This is a genomic window from Croceitalea sp. MTPC5 (genome assembly GCF_036985505.1).
Lineage (GTDB): Bacteria > Bacteroidota > Bacteroidia > Flavobacteriales > Flavobacteriaceae > Croceitalea.
This window is the reverse complement of record NZ_BTGQ01000003.1, coordinates 322206-337646: the sequence shown is the minus strand read 5'-3', so window position 1 is coordinate 337646 and position 15441 is coordinate 322206. Positions and strand designations below refer to the sequence as shown.

Annotated in this window: 15 protein-coding genes; 5 read left to right on the top strand and 10 right to left on the bottom strand. The window is 39.4% G+C overall.

All coding sequences use genetic code 11. The features are described 5' to 3' along the window. Positions 1 to 90 precede the first annotated feature (90 nt). Positions 91 to 1602 (top strand): Ig-like domain-containing protein, encoded by a 1512-nt coding sequence (locus tag AACM45_RS11560; RefSeq protein ID WP_339142822.1) that lies wholly within the window; start codon positions 91 to 93, stop codon positions 1600 to 1602. A 110-nt stretch (positions 1603 to 1712) separates the two neighbouring features. Continuing rightward, entirely contained in the window at positions 1713 to 2888 is a 1176-nt protein-coding gene (locus AACM45_RS11555) for a tRNA modification GTPase (RefSeq protein WP_339142821.1), read from the top strand. A 5-nt stretch (positions 2889 to 2893) separates the two neighbouring features. Here AACM45_RS11555 and AACM45_RS11550 read toward each other — a convergent pair whose 3' ends face one another. From AACM45_RS11550 to AACM45_RS11530, 5 genes are all read right to left on the bottom strand, one after another. Further along, positions 2894 to 3226, bottom strand: a complete 333-nt coding sequence (locus AACM45_RS11550; protein WP_339142819.1) for a ferredoxin — start codon at positions 3224 to 3226, stop codon at positions 2894 to 2896. Between the two features lie 96 nt (positions 3227 to 3322). After that, positions 3323 to 3670 carry a four helix bundle protein gene (locus AACM45_RS11545; RefSeq protein ID WP_339142818.1) on the bottom strand — a complete coding sequence of 116 codons (348 nt, stop codon included), beginning with the start codon at positions 3668 to 3670 and terminating at the stop codon, positions 3323 to 3325. A 51-nt stretch (positions 3671 to 3721) separates the two neighbouring features. Next, positions 3722 to 4780 carry an NAD(P)/FAD-dependent oxidoreductase gene (locus AACM45_RS11540; RefSeq protein ID WP_339142816.1) on the bottom strand — a complete coding sequence of 353 codons (1059 nt, stop codon included), beginning with the start codon at positions 4778 to 4780 and terminating at the stop codon, positions 3722 to 3724. Between the two features lie 65 nt (positions 4781 to 4845). Further along, positions 4846 to 5085: a NifU family protein gene (locus tag AACM45_RS11535; RefSeq protein ID WP_339142815.1), complete on the bottom strand. Its 240-nt coding sequence runs from the start codon at positions 5083 to 5085 to the stop codon at positions 4846 to 4848. 6 nt (positions 5086 to 5091) lie between these two features. Continuing rightward, a complete protein-coding gene (locus AACM45_RS11530) occupies positions 5092 to 6228 on the bottom strand; it encodes an Mrp/NBP35 family ATP-binding protein (RefSeq protein ID WP_339142813.1) in 1137 nt (378 codons plus the stop codon). Positions 6229 to 6545: 317 nt separating this feature from the next. Here AACM45_RS11530 and AACM45_RS11525 point away from each other — a divergent pair, with 317 nt between their 5' ends. Beyond that, positions 6546 to 7853 carry a Fic family protein gene (locus tag AACM45_RS11525; RefSeq protein WP_339142812.1) on the top strand — a complete coding sequence of 436 codons (1308 nt, stop codon included), beginning with the start codon at positions 6546 to 6548 and terminating at the stop codon, positions 7851 to 7853. On the opposite strand, the gene AACM45_RS11520 is transcribed toward AACM45_RS11525, so the two are convergent. The 3 genes from AACM45_RS11520 to trmB are packed head-to-tail and all read right to left on the bottom strand — an operon-like array spanning position 7842 to position 9477. Further along, positions 7842 to 8171: an MGMT family protein gene (locus tag AACM45_RS11520; protein ID WP_339142811.1), complete on the bottom strand. Its 330-nt coding sequence runs from the start codon at positions 8169 to 8171 to the stop codon at positions 7842 to 7844. The genes AACM45_RS11525 and AACM45_RS11520 overlap by 12 nt on opposite strands. Positions 8172 to 8175: 4 nt before the next feature. Continuing rightward, positions 8176 to 8805 (bottom strand): LysE family transporter, encoded by a 630-nt coding sequence (locus AACM45_RS11515; protein WP_339142809.1) that lies wholly within the window; start codon positions 8803 to 8805, stop codon positions 8176 to 8178. After that, the gene (trmB, locus tag AACM45_RS11510) at positions 8806 to 9477 is read right to left on the bottom strand and encodes a tRNA (guanosine(46)-N7)-methyltransferase TrmB (RefSeq protein ID WP_339142808.1); all 672 of its coding nucleotides are present in this window, start codon (positions 9475 to 9477) and stop codon (positions 8806 to 8808) included. It lies immediately after the preceding gene. 70 nt (positions 9478 to 9547) lie between these two features. Here trmB and AACM45_RS11505 point away from each other — a divergent pair, with 70 nt between their 5' ends. Further along, positions 9548 to 10660, top strand: coding sequence for a glycosyltransferase (locus tag AACM45_RS11505; protein WP_339142807.1), 1113 nt, complete (start codon positions 9548 to 9550; stop codon positions 10658 to 10660). Here the strand turns inward: AACM45_RS11505 and AACM45_RS11500 are convergent. Continuing rightward, on the bottom strand, positions 10585 to 11640 hold the full coding sequence (locus tag AACM45_RS11500; protein ID WP_339142806.1) for a sensor histidine kinase: 1056 nt from the start codon (positions 11638 to 11640) through the stop codon (positions 10585 to 10587). The genes AACM45_RS11505 and AACM45_RS11500 overlap by 76 nt on opposite strands. After that, positions 11640 to 12326 carry a response regulator transcription factor gene (locus AACM45_RS11495; RefSeq protein WP_339142805.1) on the bottom strand — a complete coding sequence of 229 codons (687 nt, stop codon included), beginning with the start codon at positions 12324 to 12326 and terminating at the stop codon, positions 11640 to 11642. Before AACM45_RS11495 ends, AACM45_RS11500 begins: the two co-directional genes overlap by 1 nt. Positions 12327 to 12602: 276 nt before the next feature. Here AACM45_RS11495 and AACM45_RS11490 point away from each other — a divergent pair, with 276 nt between their 5' ends. Beyond that, positions 12603 to 15428: a TonB-dependent receptor gene (locus tag AACM45_RS11490; RefSeq protein ID WP_339142804.1), complete on the top strand. Its 2826-nt coding sequence runs from the start codon at positions 12603 to 12605 to the stop codon at positions 15426 to 15428. Positions 15429 to 15441 lie beyond the last annotated feature (13 nt).

Below are 15441 nucleotides of genomic sequence, written 5' to 3'. Positions count from 1 at the left end.
CTTAAGCTCAAATACTTTATAGAAACAATAAAAAGTTCAAAACACGGTTATACAAAAGAACAGACCGAAACTATTTTTATCCCCCAATTTATGCGCTCATTCCTCATCCGTTTCTTTCAATTTGCACTACTATTGGTTTTATTCACGAACTGCAGTTCATCTGAATCTTCTGATGACCCCATATCAATGCCAGATGAGGAGGTTGAGGAAACTGTTGCCATAATTAACCTGGCTACAGAAGCAGGTACGACCCTAGACTTTGGGTCTATCGTACAAAACAACTCCAGTACCCAAAATTTGAAAGTGACCAATACGGGAAATTCCAATTTAGTGGTCTCCAGTATTCAGGTTCCCGACGGTTTGGAATTAGACTGGACCTCAGGTACCATACCGGCCAATTCTTCACAAGATATCACAGTAACCTTCAAACCAATAGCCGTTCAAGATTATCAGGGTGATATCGTTTTTACCAGCAATGCCTCAAGTGGCGCATCGGTAATCGAATTCACAGGGGTGGGAATAAGCACTATTTATGATGGTGATGTAACCTTGGAAAATCAGCAGGAAGTCGACGATTTTTCAAAATTGGGATACACCGAGATTACCGGAAGGCTTTTCATCGGTATTCAGGTAGTATCGTCAACATCTGATATTTCTGACCTTTCCGGTTTGGTCGGCTTGGTAAAAGTAGGCGCATTTCGGTTAATGAGCACCACTGATCTTACAGACCTTTCAGGATTGCAGAATATGCAGGTCAGTCAAAGCATTTCGATAAACTATACCGATGGCTTAGAAAATATTGATGCATTGGCCCTAAACACGGAGCTCACTGACCACCTCAATATAAGTTACAACACGTCCCTTAAAAATATCGATGGCCTTACCAACATGATACATGTAGGCAATAGATTGACCATAGGTGAAAATGAGGTGTTGGAAAACTTAAACGGCCTTGTCAGTGTTACGACTATAGGAGAAGATTTTGTAATTGCTGCAAATCCGCTGATAACAACGCTCAATGCATTATCCGTTACTACCGTTGGGGGCAATATTACCATAGCGAATAATGATGCCCTTTTCGACTTTTGTGGAATTAAAGCGGTATTATTAAATGGTTTTCAAGGAGATTTTAGGGATCCCACCTTTAATCGTTACAATCCTACGGCCGATGAAATAGTAAATGGAATCTGTGGGCGTGAGGTTTCGGCAGACACCTATCATGGAACCCTGAGAATAGGTAATCAGTTCCGAGTGGATAGGTTGGCCTCTAAAGGATACCGAATCATTGAAGGCAGCCTACTTATTCAGGGCAACCCAGAGGGTAATGATGTAATCACTTCTTTTGAAGGAATGAGCACGGTTGAAGAAATAACGGGAAGACTACAAATCATTCGTACTAGTATCGAAAACCTGGAAGGTTGGAACAATTTAACTCGAGTTGGAGACCGTTTTCAAGTCATAGACAATGCCCAACTGACCGATTTTTGTGGTGTTGTACCTTTGTTTCAAGCACCTAACGGCCTTTCCGACACTGTTTTTCCCACGGGTAATGGTTACAATCCCACACAACAAGATTTAGAAGCAGGTATCTGCACGGAGTAGTTTATTGCAAGTGAAGAATCGAATAGGGGTTTAAACGTAAGTACCAGATTGGAAATAAAATGATTCCGTAGGCCTAATATCCTTATTTTCGTGCAACTCAATCCAATTCAATGATCAAGAAAACCTTTTTTATCCTATTACTATTTTTGACCAATTTCAGTTATTCCCAAATTACTTTTGAAGCAGGTTACTTCATTGATAGCACAGGTGAAAAAAAAGACGTTTTAATAAAAAATATCGATTGGGATAGCAATCCTGAGGAATTTAGCTACAAGACCTCACAAAACGCAACGGAACAACTACATGATGTGACCAGCGTGAAGGAATTTGGTGTCTATAATGAATCACGGTATGTGAGTGCACTGGTCAATATAGACAGATCCAGTAATCAAAATAGCAAGCTAACGTCATATAGAAGGGCGGTATTTACCGAAGAAAGATTGTTCTTAAAAGAAGTACTGATAGGCGAGGCCAGTCTCTATCGCTACAAATCAGGTAACTTATTTCGTTATTTCTTTACCCTAGAAAATAACGAAGGTAACTATGAGCAATTGGTTTTTAAACGTTTCATACCTGAAGGAACTACGATAAAGGTAAATGAAAGGTATAAGCAACAACTAACGAACATACTGAAGTGTGAATCCGTATCGGCAACTGACATAAAGGCGGTCAAATATGAAAAAAATTCATTGGTTGCGCTATTTAAAAAATACAATACCTGCGTTGACCCCGAAAAGGTTTATGTCGAGGATAATAAAAGTAAGGTAGCGTTTCATATTTCACTTAGACCTGGTTTAAAATCCAGTTCCCTAGAGTTTATAGATAGTGGTATTTTCCGCGACATTAGCTTTGACTTTGGCAATATGCTAGGCGTTCGTTTTGGAGTCGAAGCAGAACTGGTACTACCCTTCAACAAGAACAAGTGGGCATTTATTTTTGAACCCACCTATCAAAGTTTTCAGTCTGACGATGATACCTCAGAAAATACCGTAGACTACAAATCAATTGAGGTACCAATTGGGTTAAGGCATTACCTATTCCTTAAAAATTCAAAATTTTATATCAATGGCGGTATGGTGCTGGACAACCCTATAAACTCATCCCTAAATGGGCGGGAGTCTACCTTTTCAAGTAATATTATGTACGGGGTCGGATTTGTATTCAACGAAAAATATGGTATTGAACTTAGAAGACAATCCCGAAGGGATATCATTAGTAGGTTTGTAGGTAGCAATGGTGATTACTTCGGCAATTTTGAAGTCATCTTAAGCATTCAGGTTTTCTGATTTCTTTAAAGCTCTTCTGGAGCCAACTCCACTTCCAGCCCATCCAACTCCGGAGTGATATGGATTTGACACCCCAATCTACTAGTATTTTCAACATTAAAGGCTTCGGCCAACATGGCTTCCTCATCATCGGATTTTTCGGGGAGTTCATGATTGGATTTTACGTAACATTGGCATGAGGCGCACATGGCCATACCACCACAAATGCCTATGGTGCCCTCTGGGGCCAGTTCATAAGAACGTACGACCTCCATCAGGTTCATATTCATGTCGGTTGGGGCATCCACTTCATGGAGGGTGCCTTCACGGTCAATAATCTTGATTTTTATATCAGACATACTTTAGAGTGGAATAGTGGATTAGTGTTACAGTGAAATTTAAGATTTTAGAATTTATTTGATATCAAATTAGCAACTAGATTACTCTTTATAAATTTATTTCATCGATTTAATGAATGCATATAACATTTTTGAAATTTCATTAGTCTCATTAATTGAATCTTTTGATTCACTTTTATCGATGTAGTTTAGCCTTTCTGACAGATAAAGCATAGATCTTAATTCGCTGTTGGAAGCAAGGGAGAAATAAAGAAAGCGTTTGAAATCTGCATTTGAACTTCGCTCAAAACCTTCGGCTATGTTATTTGAAATAGAGATGGAAGCTCTGGTAATCTGATCTCTAAAACCAAAATCTCTACTACCTGAAAAAGAAGCATAGATTCGTACAGCTAAATCTTGTGATTTTTGCCAAATTTTTAAGTCTTCAAAACGTTGTACGGTCATAACCGATATCCATTATTAAACTAACTCACTTTCTTACTATTTCACTAAGTACTAATCTATACTTTTTACAACAGCCTTCGGTGCTTCCTTTTTACTACCATCAAAACCGGTCACACCACCTACCGTGGTATATTTCATTACATATTTTTTATCAGGATGGATACGTTGATACGCACTTTGGCACATTAAGGTCGCTTCGTGAAACCCACAAAGAATCAGTTTTAGCTTACCAGGATAGGTATTCACATCACCAATGGCATATATACCGGGAATATTGGTTTGATAATCCAGCGTATTATCCACTTTGATGGCATTCTTTTCAATTTCCAACCCCCAATCCGCTATCGGGCCCAATTTGGGCGATAGCCCAAAAAGCGGGATAAAATCATCTATAGCTATCTCTATGGTTTCTTTTGTATCTGTTTTTTGAACGGTTACGGCGGTCAAATTCGCTTCCCCTTTTAGCTCAACCACCTCAGCGGGGGTAATTAAGTTGATTTTTCCGAGGTTCTTCAATTCTTGAACTTTCTCTACGGAATCTAAAGCTCCCCTAAACTCGTTTCTACGGTGCACTAAGGTTACCTCTGATGCTACATCGGTCAAAAAAATGGCCCAATCCAACGCAGAATCACCACCGCCGGCCATAAGAACCTTTTTGTCCCTAAAAACCTCAGGGTCACGTATAATATAAGCCACGCCCCTATCTTCAAAACGGGCGAGGTTATCCAATTGCGGCTTACGCGGTTCAAAGCTCCCCAATCCGCCTGCAATGGCCACAATAGGGGCCTTGTGCTCAGTGCCCTTGTTTGTGGTTACGATAAAAGAACCGTCATCTAATCTTTCTATACTATCTGCCCGTTCCCCTAAAGTAAAACCGGGCTGAAAGGGTTTGATCTGTTCCATGAGATTATGGACCAAATCACCCGCTAAAACTTCTGGAAAACCTGGAATGTCGTAAATGGGCTTCTTGGGGTAAATCTCAGAACATTGGCCACCCGCCTGCGGAAGGGCATCGATCAAATGGCATTTCAATTTTAAAAGACCAGCCTCAAAAACGGTAAAAAGCCCAGTTGGTCCAGCTCCAATTATCAGAATATCGGTAGTTACCATAAAAAGTTATCAAAGGGGTAAAACTAAGTTTTGTGATAAGGAAAAGAAATCCAATTGTAGTCAGGTTAGCTTAAGTTGATGACTTCCTCTATTTGCGGAGCGTACTTTTTGATGGTCATTTCGACCCCGCTTTTAAGCGTCATTTGATTCACGCTACAACCAATACAATTACCTTCTAAGCGAACTTTTACCGAAATATCATTATCGATTGAAATCAGTGAAATATCACCTCCATCACTTTGTAAAAAAGGACGGATCTCATCCAATGCTTTTTCTACGTTCTGCTTCACTTCTTCTGATGTCATGACGATTTACTTTTTAACTGCAGCACAACCTGCCATTGTTGTAATCTTAATTGCTTCTGTTGGGGGCAAATCCGTATTTCTATTGACCAATTCCTGTACCACGTTCTTGGTCAGTGCTTCAAATGCCGCTTCGATTGGTGATGCCGCTTGCAATGCTGCCGGTCTACCAATATCCCCTGCCTCACGAATACTTTGCACCAAAGGTACTTCACCTAAAAAAGGCACCTCTAAATCAACGGCCAGGTGCTTCGCACCATCTTTACCAAAGATATGATATTTGTTGTCAGGCAGTTCAGCGGGGGTAAAATAGGCCATATTCTCAATAATACCCAAAACGGGAACATTTATTGCCTCTTGCTGAAACATGGCGACCCCTTTACGGGCATCTGCCAATGCAATCTCTTGGGGCGTACTAACAACGACCGCTCCTGTTACGGGTAATGACTGCATAATACTTAAATGGATATCTCCCGTACCAGGGGGCAAATCCAACAAAAGAAAATCCAAATCACCCCAATGTGCGTCAAAAATCATCTGGTTCAATGCTTTTGAAGCCATTGGTCCGCGCCAAATCACCGCTTGGTTCGGTTGCGTAAAGAAGCCTATCGATAATAGTTTAACCCCATAATTTTCAACGGGCTTCATTTTATTCTTTCCATCAACATTGATAGAGAGGGGGCGTTCCATGGCCACATCGAACATTATGGGCATTGAAGGACCATAGATATCGGTATCCAACAGGCCAACATTAAATCCCATTTTTGCCAAGGTAACGGCCAAGTTGGCGGTTACCGTAGATTTACCGACACCTCCTTTACCAGAGGCCACGGCGATAATATTTTGAATACCCGCAATCGGTTTTCCTTTGATTTCATTGACCTTTGGTTTTGCAGCTGCCTCGACTTTAAGATTCACTTTGATTTTAGCCTTTGCATATACCTTTTCATGGATGATTTTCAGTATCTCAACTTCGGTCTTCTTTCGTGCCTGCAAACTCGGATTCGCTATAGTGACGTCAACTTCGACTTCATCCCCAAAAATCTGTATGTTCTTTACCGCACCACTTTCAACCATGTTTTGGCCCTCACCTGGTACGGTGATAAATTCCAACGCCTTTAAAACTTCTTTTTTATCTAGCTTCATTCAGCCCTATTTATAGTGCAATCGTTTATATGAATTCCACACCTGCCCGCTTATGGTCGTTCAAATGGATTACAAAGATACGGTGTAGGGTTTAGATTTTGAAGTAGTTATATCGGAATTGGGAATGCCGCCATAAGGTTCTGTTATCTAAAGGATATTGTTGCTTCGACTGCGCTCAGCATGACATTTTTGGTGCTGGGGCGTTCTACGAAATGAAGTGATTTATCCTAATTTTTTAAAAATTTACAAATAATTGCATAAATTTGAAATATAATAATTTTTCCTAATTTTTAAAAAATTAGGAAATACTAATGCTTATGGTTGAAAAAGCCCCTAAATATCCACTTCACAAACTAAGAGAAAATATTTCCAGCAGCGAAAAAAAAATATGGGAAAACAAGGAACTCATTCACAAAATCAACAATGATTATCTGTATTGGGACAAAGTAAAATATCTCAAATTCAATAACTGGGATAATGAAGAAGCTTGGTTTGAAATAAAATTTAGAAGAAGCTTAAGAGGCATAAGATATTATTTTTGTGGATTAAAGATAGTTTTTGATTACAACTTAAATGACCAACTTTTACAAAAACTCCATTATCTAGATTTCAACTTTGGTGCGGGACTTCAAAAAGAAGAACTGCTATCTGATTTGGATAAGCAACAATATCTGAAGAATGCCTTGATGGAAGAATCCATTTTCTCTTCCATGATAGAGGGTGCAACGACGACCCGTATTAAGGCAAAAGAGATGTTACGCAAAAAGGCCAAACCCCGTAACAAATCAGAGCAAATGATATTGAATAATTATCAAGCTATTCAATATATTAGTGAAAATCAAGATTCAGACATCTCGTTAGAAAAGCTTTTTGAAATCCATCAAATAGTCACCAAAAACACGATAGAGAACAGACATGTTGGGGTTTTAAGATCCACGGATGATGTTCATATAATGAATGAAATTACTGGGGAAATTGTGCATACGCCTCCGCCCTATGAAGAGTTGGATGAATTGATGCAATCTTTTTGTGAATTCTTTAATTCAAATCCGAAAGAGAACTTTATTCACCCAATCGTAAAAGCCTCCATTCTTCATTTTTTGGTAGGATATATCCATCCTTTTTACGATGGTAATGGAAGAACCGCTAGAGCCCTGTTTTATTGGTATTTGTTAAAAAACGGTTATTGGTTAACTGAATATCTTTCCATTTCAAGGGTAATTATGGAAACCAAGACCCAGTATGAAAAAGCCTATATCTATACGGAGATTGACGATATGGATGTCACTTATTTTATCCACTATCAAGTAAAGGTATTGACCAAGGCTTTTGAGGATCTAAAAGATTATATCGCCAAGAAAAAAGAACAACGGAAAGATTTATCAAAGTTCTTTAAAATCAACGGTATCAATGAGCGACAAGCACAAGTACTATTTTGGCTGGAAAAGGATTCCAATCGATTCTTTACGGTAAAGGAAATAGAAACTATTTTTTCAATAACGAACCAAACCGCGAGAACCGATTTGGAAGAATTGGTCGAGAAAGGTTTTATGAAAAAAATCGCCCTCAATAAAAAGGCATCGAACTATTGGAAAGGAGATGATTTTGACCGCTTACTCCCCTAACTCTTTCACCGGATCCCAAAAGTATTTTTGAAAATCTACGATTTGATTGTCCTCAATTTTAAGTCCCTCGTTCTCTAATAGTTGTTGCATCAGATTGGTACCATCAAAATGGTGCTTACCCGTTAACACCCCGACCCGATTTACCACACGATGGGCCGGCACATCTTTTGCCAACGAATTGTTCATCGCCCAACCGACCATCCTTGCACTTCGGGCAGCACCCAGGTATTTTGCTATGGCGCCATAAGAGGTCACCCGACCATAGGGTATCAACTTGGCGACCTCATAGACTTTATCAAAAAAATTAGGCTCTTGCATCTTTTTATGTACAGGCTATTCGAATCAATGTAATGGTCAATAAAACTAGCATTAAGGCGCTCAAGATATAATTTGAGTTCTTTGCGAACCGTCCTCTTTTTGAACTCTTTCTGTTAAAATAGAAAACATAGAGGTACATTACCAAAAAAGTACCGGTGCCCGCAGATAAAATAAAGACCATCTCATCGATGACCTCATAATTCATAAAGCCCTGGGCATGAAATAAAGAGTTAAGGCCGCTGTAGTACGGTATGGTCAATATATTGATGGCCGCTAAAAAAAGACCTTTGGTAAAACTATTTCTTTTAGCACCCTTTTCAGCAATCACCCCCTTCACTTTGGTATTTCGAGCCTTTACAAAGAAAAACACCATCAAAAAGGCGAACACTATTATGGCAAATTGCATTAACCCATCGACCACTTCAGGATGTCGTGAGAGGTATTTGGCAATTCTCACCGATATATACGTCTGAAGCATGACCATAACCGCCACGCCAATACCAAAAATCACCCCATTTGACTTTCCCTTTTCAACACTTGTTTTCGCTGCATTTACATTTAGCAGTCCTGGTGGGGCCGATGCCAAAAACGCAGCGCCAAAAGTCGCTAGAAATAAAATCAAAAGGTGTGTCATCTAGTCAGCTATCCGAAATTGGATATAGGTAATTGGTTTTCCTTTTTCAAGATACTGATTTTCATAGAAAGTCTGGATCATAAGAACCTCATCAGGGCTTCCTTCGTTCTTATACACATCATGGTTGGCATAAATGACCTCATGCCCATGTCCATGAAGCAACCCTAAAGTATATCCATGCATGAATTCACTATCCGTCTTTAAATGAACAAACCCATTTGATTGTAAGATCGTTCTGTATTTTTCCAAGAAAACCGTATTGGTCATTCGATGTTTGGTACGCTTATATTTTATTTGGGGATCTGGAAAAGTAATCCAGATTTCAGAAACCTCGTTTTCTTCGAAAAGCTGGTCAACCAGCTCAATCTGGGTTCTTAAAAAAGCAACATTTTCAAGGCCTTCTTCTAAAGCCGTCTTGGCCCCGCGCCAAAATCGCGCTCCCTTGATATCAATACCAATATAATTCTTATTAGGGTTCATTCGCGCCAAACCGACCGTATACTCGCCTTTACCACAGCCAAGCTCTAATACAATCGGATTGTCGTTCTTGAAAAAAGTACTCCATTTGCCTTTTAGTTCAAATCCATTGGTAACGGCATCGCGTGTTGGTTGAATAACGTTGTCAAAAGTCTCGTTCTCTTTAAAACGTTTTAGCTTGTTCTTACTACCCAAAACAAAAATTTAATGTTTTGACAAAACTAAGGAAATCCAAAACTTAAAGCAGTTCGGTTTCTTTACAATTATGGCCAACTCAAAACGAATTTTAGTAGCACCCTTGAACTGGGGGCTTGGGCATGCCACAAGATGTATCCCCATTATTAATGCGCTCCTGTCCCACGGGCACCAACCTTTTATTGCCTCTGATGGTGCCGCATTGACACTTTTACAAAAAGAATTCCCCGAACTACCTTCTTTTGAACTATCATCGTATCAAATTAAGTATGCGGAAAAAGGAAAGAACTTCAAATTGAAAATGGTCTGGGATTCCCCTAAAGTAATCAAGGCCATGGCCAAAGAGAAAAAACAAATCAAACGATTGGTAAAACTATACCGTCTTGATGGAATCATCTCTGATAACCGTTTAGGGGTTTATTCAAAAAAAGTGCCCTGTGTTTTTATCACCCATCAACTTAACGTCCTATCAGGAAATACTACTTGGTTCAGTTCGAAAATCCATCAGAAGATCATTAAGAAATTTGTCGGTTGTTGGGTGCCGGATACTTCAAAAAAACCAAATTTGACCGGCAGGCTAGGCCATCTGAAAAACTCAAAACTCAACATTACCTATTTGGGGCCATTGAGTAGGTTTGAAAAAATCGAGACTACAATTTCATACGATTTAATGGTCTTACTTTCGGGGCCGGAACCACAACGTACGCTATTACAAGAAAAACTGCTCCATGAACTGAGGGAATTTAAAGGAAGGCTTCTTTTTGTGGAAGGGAAGATTCAAGAAGAACAAAAAATTCAACGGATTTCTTTACCGAACGGTCATATCGAACTGTATAATTTTATGACCTCAGAAGGACTTGAAAATGCAATAAATTCAAGCAAAGAAATCCTTTGCCGTTCAGGATACACCACGATAATGGATTTGGCCAAGTTAGAAAAAAAGGTGTTCTTCATTCCCACTCCGGGCCAGTACGAACAAGAATATCTTGCCGAACGGCTCGATAAAAAAGGCATTGCACCAAGTACCTCACAATCAAATTTTACCTTAGCCGACTTGACAGCGATTAAAGACTATTCAGGACTGACCAACTTTGGGACCAATATTGATTATGAAACACTATTTGGGGTTTTTTCAAGGGTAAAAGAAAATTCTGAACCTACCTCTACTTCACTTTCGACATAAATTTTTTCGCCATGTGCCTCAATGATATGTTTTACTATAGAAAGGCCTAACCCAGAGCCACCTTCTTTTCTACTGCCACTTTGATCCACACGATAAAAACGTTCAAAAAGTCTGGGAATGTGCTGTTCAGGAATACCCTCGCCATTATCGGTAACCCGAACGATGACCTTATTCTTGATCAAGTTTTCTACACTCACCTCAGTCGTTCCGTTGGTATGGCCATACTTTATGGAGTTTACCAAGAGGTTGGTAAGTACTTGTTGTATTTTTTCAGCGTCGGCCAATACATGGATAGGTGCCGCATATTTCATGTCAAAGGTCAGGCTGATCTCTTTTTTTGCGGCTTTCATTTCAAGAAGATCAAATACGTTTTGAATCATCTCAATAACGTCGAATTCCTCTTTCTGAAGACGCAGATCCCCAGCTTCCAACTTGGTGATCAAATCGAGGTCCTTCACAATATAGATGAGACGTTCTACCCCCTTGCTGGCCCGCTTTAAATATTTCTCATTTACCTTAGGGTCTTTCATGGCCCCATCAAGCAATGTTAGAATATAACCTTGAACGGTAAACAGGGGTGTTTTCAATTCGTGCGAAACGTTACCCAAAAAATCCTTACGGTACTCTTCCCTAATTTTTAGGGTATCGATCTCGACCTTTTTATCTTGGGCAAACTTGCCAATTTCCTCCGTCAAGGTCTTCATATCGGTAGTGACGGGTTTTGAGGAGAATGATGAGGATTCCAATAACGAAACATCATCATATATTTTTTTGACCCTACGGTAAATAAAGCGTTCGACCCGTGATTGAATAATAAGAAAGGAGGCTACAAAACAAAACGGTAAGAATATACTCGGGAGCCGCCAATGTAATTGGTCGATTAAAAATAAAATGACGCAGAGCACCGAGGTTGCAACCAAACAAATGTAAAATGACGAACGAAGTGCAAAACGGTATGACTTTTTTAGGGCAATAGCCATTATAACACAAACTTATAACCCACCCCTTTAACGGTTTTAAAATGATGGTCACCAATTTTTTCACGCAATTTTCTGATATGCACGTCAATAGTCCTTCCACCAACGACAACTTCATTGCCCCATACCTTATCGAGTATGACTTCTCGCTTAAAAACCTTACTTGGTTTTGAAGTCAATAAGGCCAATAGCTCAAACTCTTTTCTTGGCAATATGATTTCTTTGCCATTATTGACTATTTTATATTCTTCGCGATTGATGACGATATTGCCAACTTTAACAATATCCTCTACTTCTGACTTATCTTCTTTTAACCTTCTTAGAAGGGCCTTCACCTTACTGATCAAAACCTTGGGCTTGATCGGCTTGGTGATATAATCATCGGCCCCGGCATCAAAACCGGCTACTTGCGAATAATCTTCACCTCTCGCCGTCAAAAAGGTAATGATGGTATTTTCAAGGCCGGGGGTGCGGCGCATGATCTCGCATGCCTCAATGCCATCCATTTCGGGCATCATAACATCCAAGATAACAAGGTGCGGTTGCTTTTTCTTCGCTTTTGCTACCCCTTCCACGCCATTTTTAGCGGTTATAACCTCATAACCCTCAGAAGATAGGTTATAACTTACGATTTCAAGAATATCTGGTTCATCATCCACTAAAAGTATCTTAATATTCTTTGTTTTCATCGTATTGGTATTTCTGTTTTTGGTTAGCTACGGTTAGTAAGTTAATTTTTTTAAACCATTAATTATGAGACTTTTAAACCATCTCGGAATAGCTACTATTTTACTTCCTTTTCACCCAAATGTAAAGATAATACAATTACCCCTTTACCACTTAACATTGATTTAATCTCATAACCTTATCGTAACCCTTTTGAAATAAACCTTTAACATATGGGTAACATGGCCTTTACAACCACTGACTTTCTTTGCGCCGAGTTAAAACCAACAAATCGAGTAATGAAATATACACTGTTTTTGACAACTCTTTTATTCACCTTGCTAAGCTTCTCTCAGCAAACGGGTTCCATAGTCGGAAAGTTGACCGACAAAGAACTGAACGATGAGCCTTTGGCTTTTGCAAATGTGCTTATTAAAGGAACCACTATAGGTACAACATCAGATTTTGACGGGCTCTATGAGCTTTCTAGTCTTGAACCCGGAGTATATACCATTCAATTCAGTTACTTAGGCTATGAAACTGTTGAAATACCTAATGTAGAAGTTGTTGTAGACAAAGTGACTACCATCAATGTACCTATGAGTGCCTCACAAGGTTTTGCCCTAGATGAGGTCGTGATTACGACCAGTGCCCGAAAAGACTCGGAAATTGCTTTGTTGTTGGAACAAAAGAATGCCTTGGTTCTTCAAGAAGCCATTAGCGCAGAGGCCCTAACCTTAAAAGGTATTGATGATGCAGCTTCTGCAGTTGCCCAAATTTCTGGCATTTCAAAACAACAAGGGTCAAGTAATGTTTATGTACGTGGGTTAGGTGACCGCTACCAAAATACGACTATGAATGGGTTGTCATTACCCTCTAATGATGTGAACAAAAAGAACATAGACCTCAATTTATTCTCATCAAGCATCATCGAAAATGTTTCAGTAAGAAAAGCCTATTCTTCAGGGTTTTATGGCGATTTTGCTGCCGGAAACGTCAATATTGACTCTAAAGAATATACGGGTGATGGTTTTATCGACATTTCTATAGGAAGCGGGCTAAACTCCAATGCTAGTGGTGAAGATTTTGTACGAAGTGAAGGCCCGAGTGACTTTGGTTTTTATAATAGATATGATAATGATCCTTTTGCGGTGGTATTATCACATGGGGTCGACCCTCAAAGTGCCTGGAGCCCAATCAATCTTTCCGCCTCAGTGGATGGTGGTTATTCATGGAACTTCGAGAACGAATCCCGTTTGAGCTTTTTTGGTTCTGCAAGTTTCAATAGCAGTTATGAATTTAGGGAAGGCCCTGCTCGAGATTTCACCAATGTTTTAAAAATTGATTTTCCAAATGTTCAAGAGTACTCTTATGGTACTACTACTACTTTACTTGCTAATCTGACTTATAAGATCAACAATGAGCACAAGGTTAAATACAGTTCCCTTTTCATCAATAGCTCTAATGATGCAGTTAGCTATTTTGGTGTAAACGGACTAGGTACCAACAGAGATGCTATTCTAAACACTGATGAAGGGTTTCATGTAACCAATGTTCAATTCAATCAAGATATGATTTTTGTAAACCAATTGACCAGTCAACATATCTTTAATGAAAAGTTGTCTTTGGATTGGGGCACGGGCTTTAACAAAGTTTTCTCTGATGAGCCGGATAGAAAGCGTATTACCCTTGAGAATTTTCAATTTTCTTTGGATGACGACCCGAATACCAACCCCGTATTCTATACCAATATTCCCTTTGACAATCAACGTTTTTTTCAAAGTATTGAAGATGATGAACTAAACAGTTTCTTGAATCTTGATTACCAAGTTTCTGAAAAGGTAAAATTGAATTTTGGTTATAACGGCAGAAGAAAAGAGCGTAATTTCAATAGTATTAGATATGGTTACGAAATTCAGGATCGAGATGGGACCCCAGTAACGGATGTCAATGATTTTAATAGCATTTTTGATGTCGCCAATATCAACATTCCTGATGGCAGCGGTCTTTATGATTTGATTGTATTGAACCCTATCAACAATGAAATTGGAAATACGAATAGACCTGGCTTACCTGAGAACACCTATACCGGAAATTTAAACGTCCATGCTGCATATGTATCCGCTGAATGGGCACTAAATGAAAAATGGACCATTATTCCGGGGTTCCGTATTGAATCTTTTGATCAAAAGGTAGCATATGATGTAATCAACATTCGCCCCGATGACCCCGGCTTCAGGGACGTTTACGAGAACATCTATCTACCCAGCGTAAACGTAAAATACGCCATCAATGAAAACTCAAACCTTCGTTTGGCAGCAAGTAAGACGGCTTCATTTCCTGAATTCAAAGAAGTAGCACCCTTTGTTTATGAAGGTGTTACCCAACGGGTAGGTGGTAACCCTGACTTATTGGGTGGTTTAGATGGTACTGGGGCAACCTACTCTGATGTATATAATTATGATTTAAAATACGAGTTGTTCTTAGAACGCGGTGAAATCATATCAATTGCCGCTTTCGCCAAAACTATCAAAGACCCAGTTAACAGGGTAGTAGCTGCCGATGCTACTGGTACACAACGTTATTTTAGAACTGGTGAACAAGCTGATGTTTTTGGAGTGGAAGTTGAGGCTCGCAAGAACTTGCTTACCGATGCTGATGAAAATGCATTAGTTTCTATCGGGTTAAATGCTGCCTATACGGATACCAGTCAAGATTTAAAGGATATACCAGGGGGTGCTGACAATACCTTTGGGACGTCTTTTGAGCGCGATTCTGATAAACTTGAGGGCGCTTCTCCTTTTATTGTAAACGCCGACTTGAACTACAGTCCAGTATTTGGTGACTATAAACCAAAAGCTACATTGGCATTTTCATATTTCTCCGATCGTATCTTTTCCCTGGGTGCAGGTAGCTTAGGGAACATTGTAGAAAGATCGGTACCCTCTCTAAACTTCATCTGGAAAAACTCATTTGGAGAACATTTCGAAGCTAATTTGAGTGCCAAGAACCTATTGAATCCAGACATTTCTTTTGTTCGAGAAAATACTGGAATCGGTGATATCGTAATTCGTGAATTCAATCTTGGGGTTAACGTAGGGCTAACCCTTAAATATAAATTTTAATTATTTTTTTAAA

Bases quoted from the DNA above. Each gene is read 5' to 3' on its own strand.
- AACM45_RS11560 (WP_339142822.1), top strand. From the start codon at position 91: ATGCGCTCATTCCTCATCCGTTTCTTTCAATTTGCACTACTATTGGTT.
- AACM45_RS11500 (WP_339142806.1), bottom strand. From the start codon at position 11,640: ATGGCTATTGCCCTAAAAAAGTCATACCGTTTTGCACTTCGTTCGTCA.
- AACM45_RS11490 (WP_339142804.1), top strand. From the start codon at position 12,603: ATGAAATATACACTGTTTTTGACAACTCTTTTATTCACCTTGCTAAGC.
- AACM45_RS11555 (WP_339142821.1), top strand. From the start codon at position 1,713: ATGATCAAGAAAACCTTTTTTATCCTATTACTATTTTTGACCAATTTC.
- AACM45_RS11530 (WP_339142813.1), bottom strand. From the start codon at position 6,228: ATGAAGCTAGATAAAAAAGAAGTTTTAAAGGCGTTGGAATTTATCACC.
- AACM45_RS11545 (WP_339142818.1), bottom strand. From the start codon at position 3,670: ATGACCGTACAACGTTTTGAAGACTTAAAAATTTGGCAAAAATCACAA.
- AACM45_RS11495 (WP_339142805.1), bottom strand. From the start codon at position 12,326: ATGAAAACAAAGAATATTAAGATACTTTTAGTGGATGATGAACCAGAT.
- AACM45_RS11535 (WP_339142815.1), bottom strand. From the start codon at position 5,085: ATGACATCAGAAGAAGTGAAGCAGAACGTAGAAAAAGCATTGGATGAG.
- AACM45_RS11515 (WP_339142809.1), bottom strand. From the start codon at position 8,805: ATGACACACCTTTTGATTTTATTTCTAGCGACTTTTGGCGCTGCGTTT.
- AACM45_RS11550 (WP_339142819.1), bottom strand. From the start codon at position 3,226: ATGTCTGATATAAAAATCAAGATTATTGACCGTGAAGGCACCCTCCAT.
- AACM45_RS11525 (WP_339142812.1), top strand. From the start codon at position 6,546: ATGGTTGAAAAAGCCCCTAAATATCCACTTCACAAACTAAGAGAAAAT.
- AACM45_RS11505 (WP_339142807.1), top strand. From the start codon at position 9,548: ATGGCCAACTCAAAACGAATTTTAGTAGCACCCTTGAACTGGGGGCTT.
- AACM45_RS11540 (WP_339142816.1), bottom strand. From the start codon at position 4,780: ATGGTAACTACCGATATTCTGATAATTGGAGCTGGACCAACTGGGCTT.
- AACM45_RS11520 (WP_339142811.1), bottom strand. From the start codon at position 8,171: ATGCAAGAGCCTAATTTTTTTGATAAAGTCTATGAGGTCGCCAAGTTG.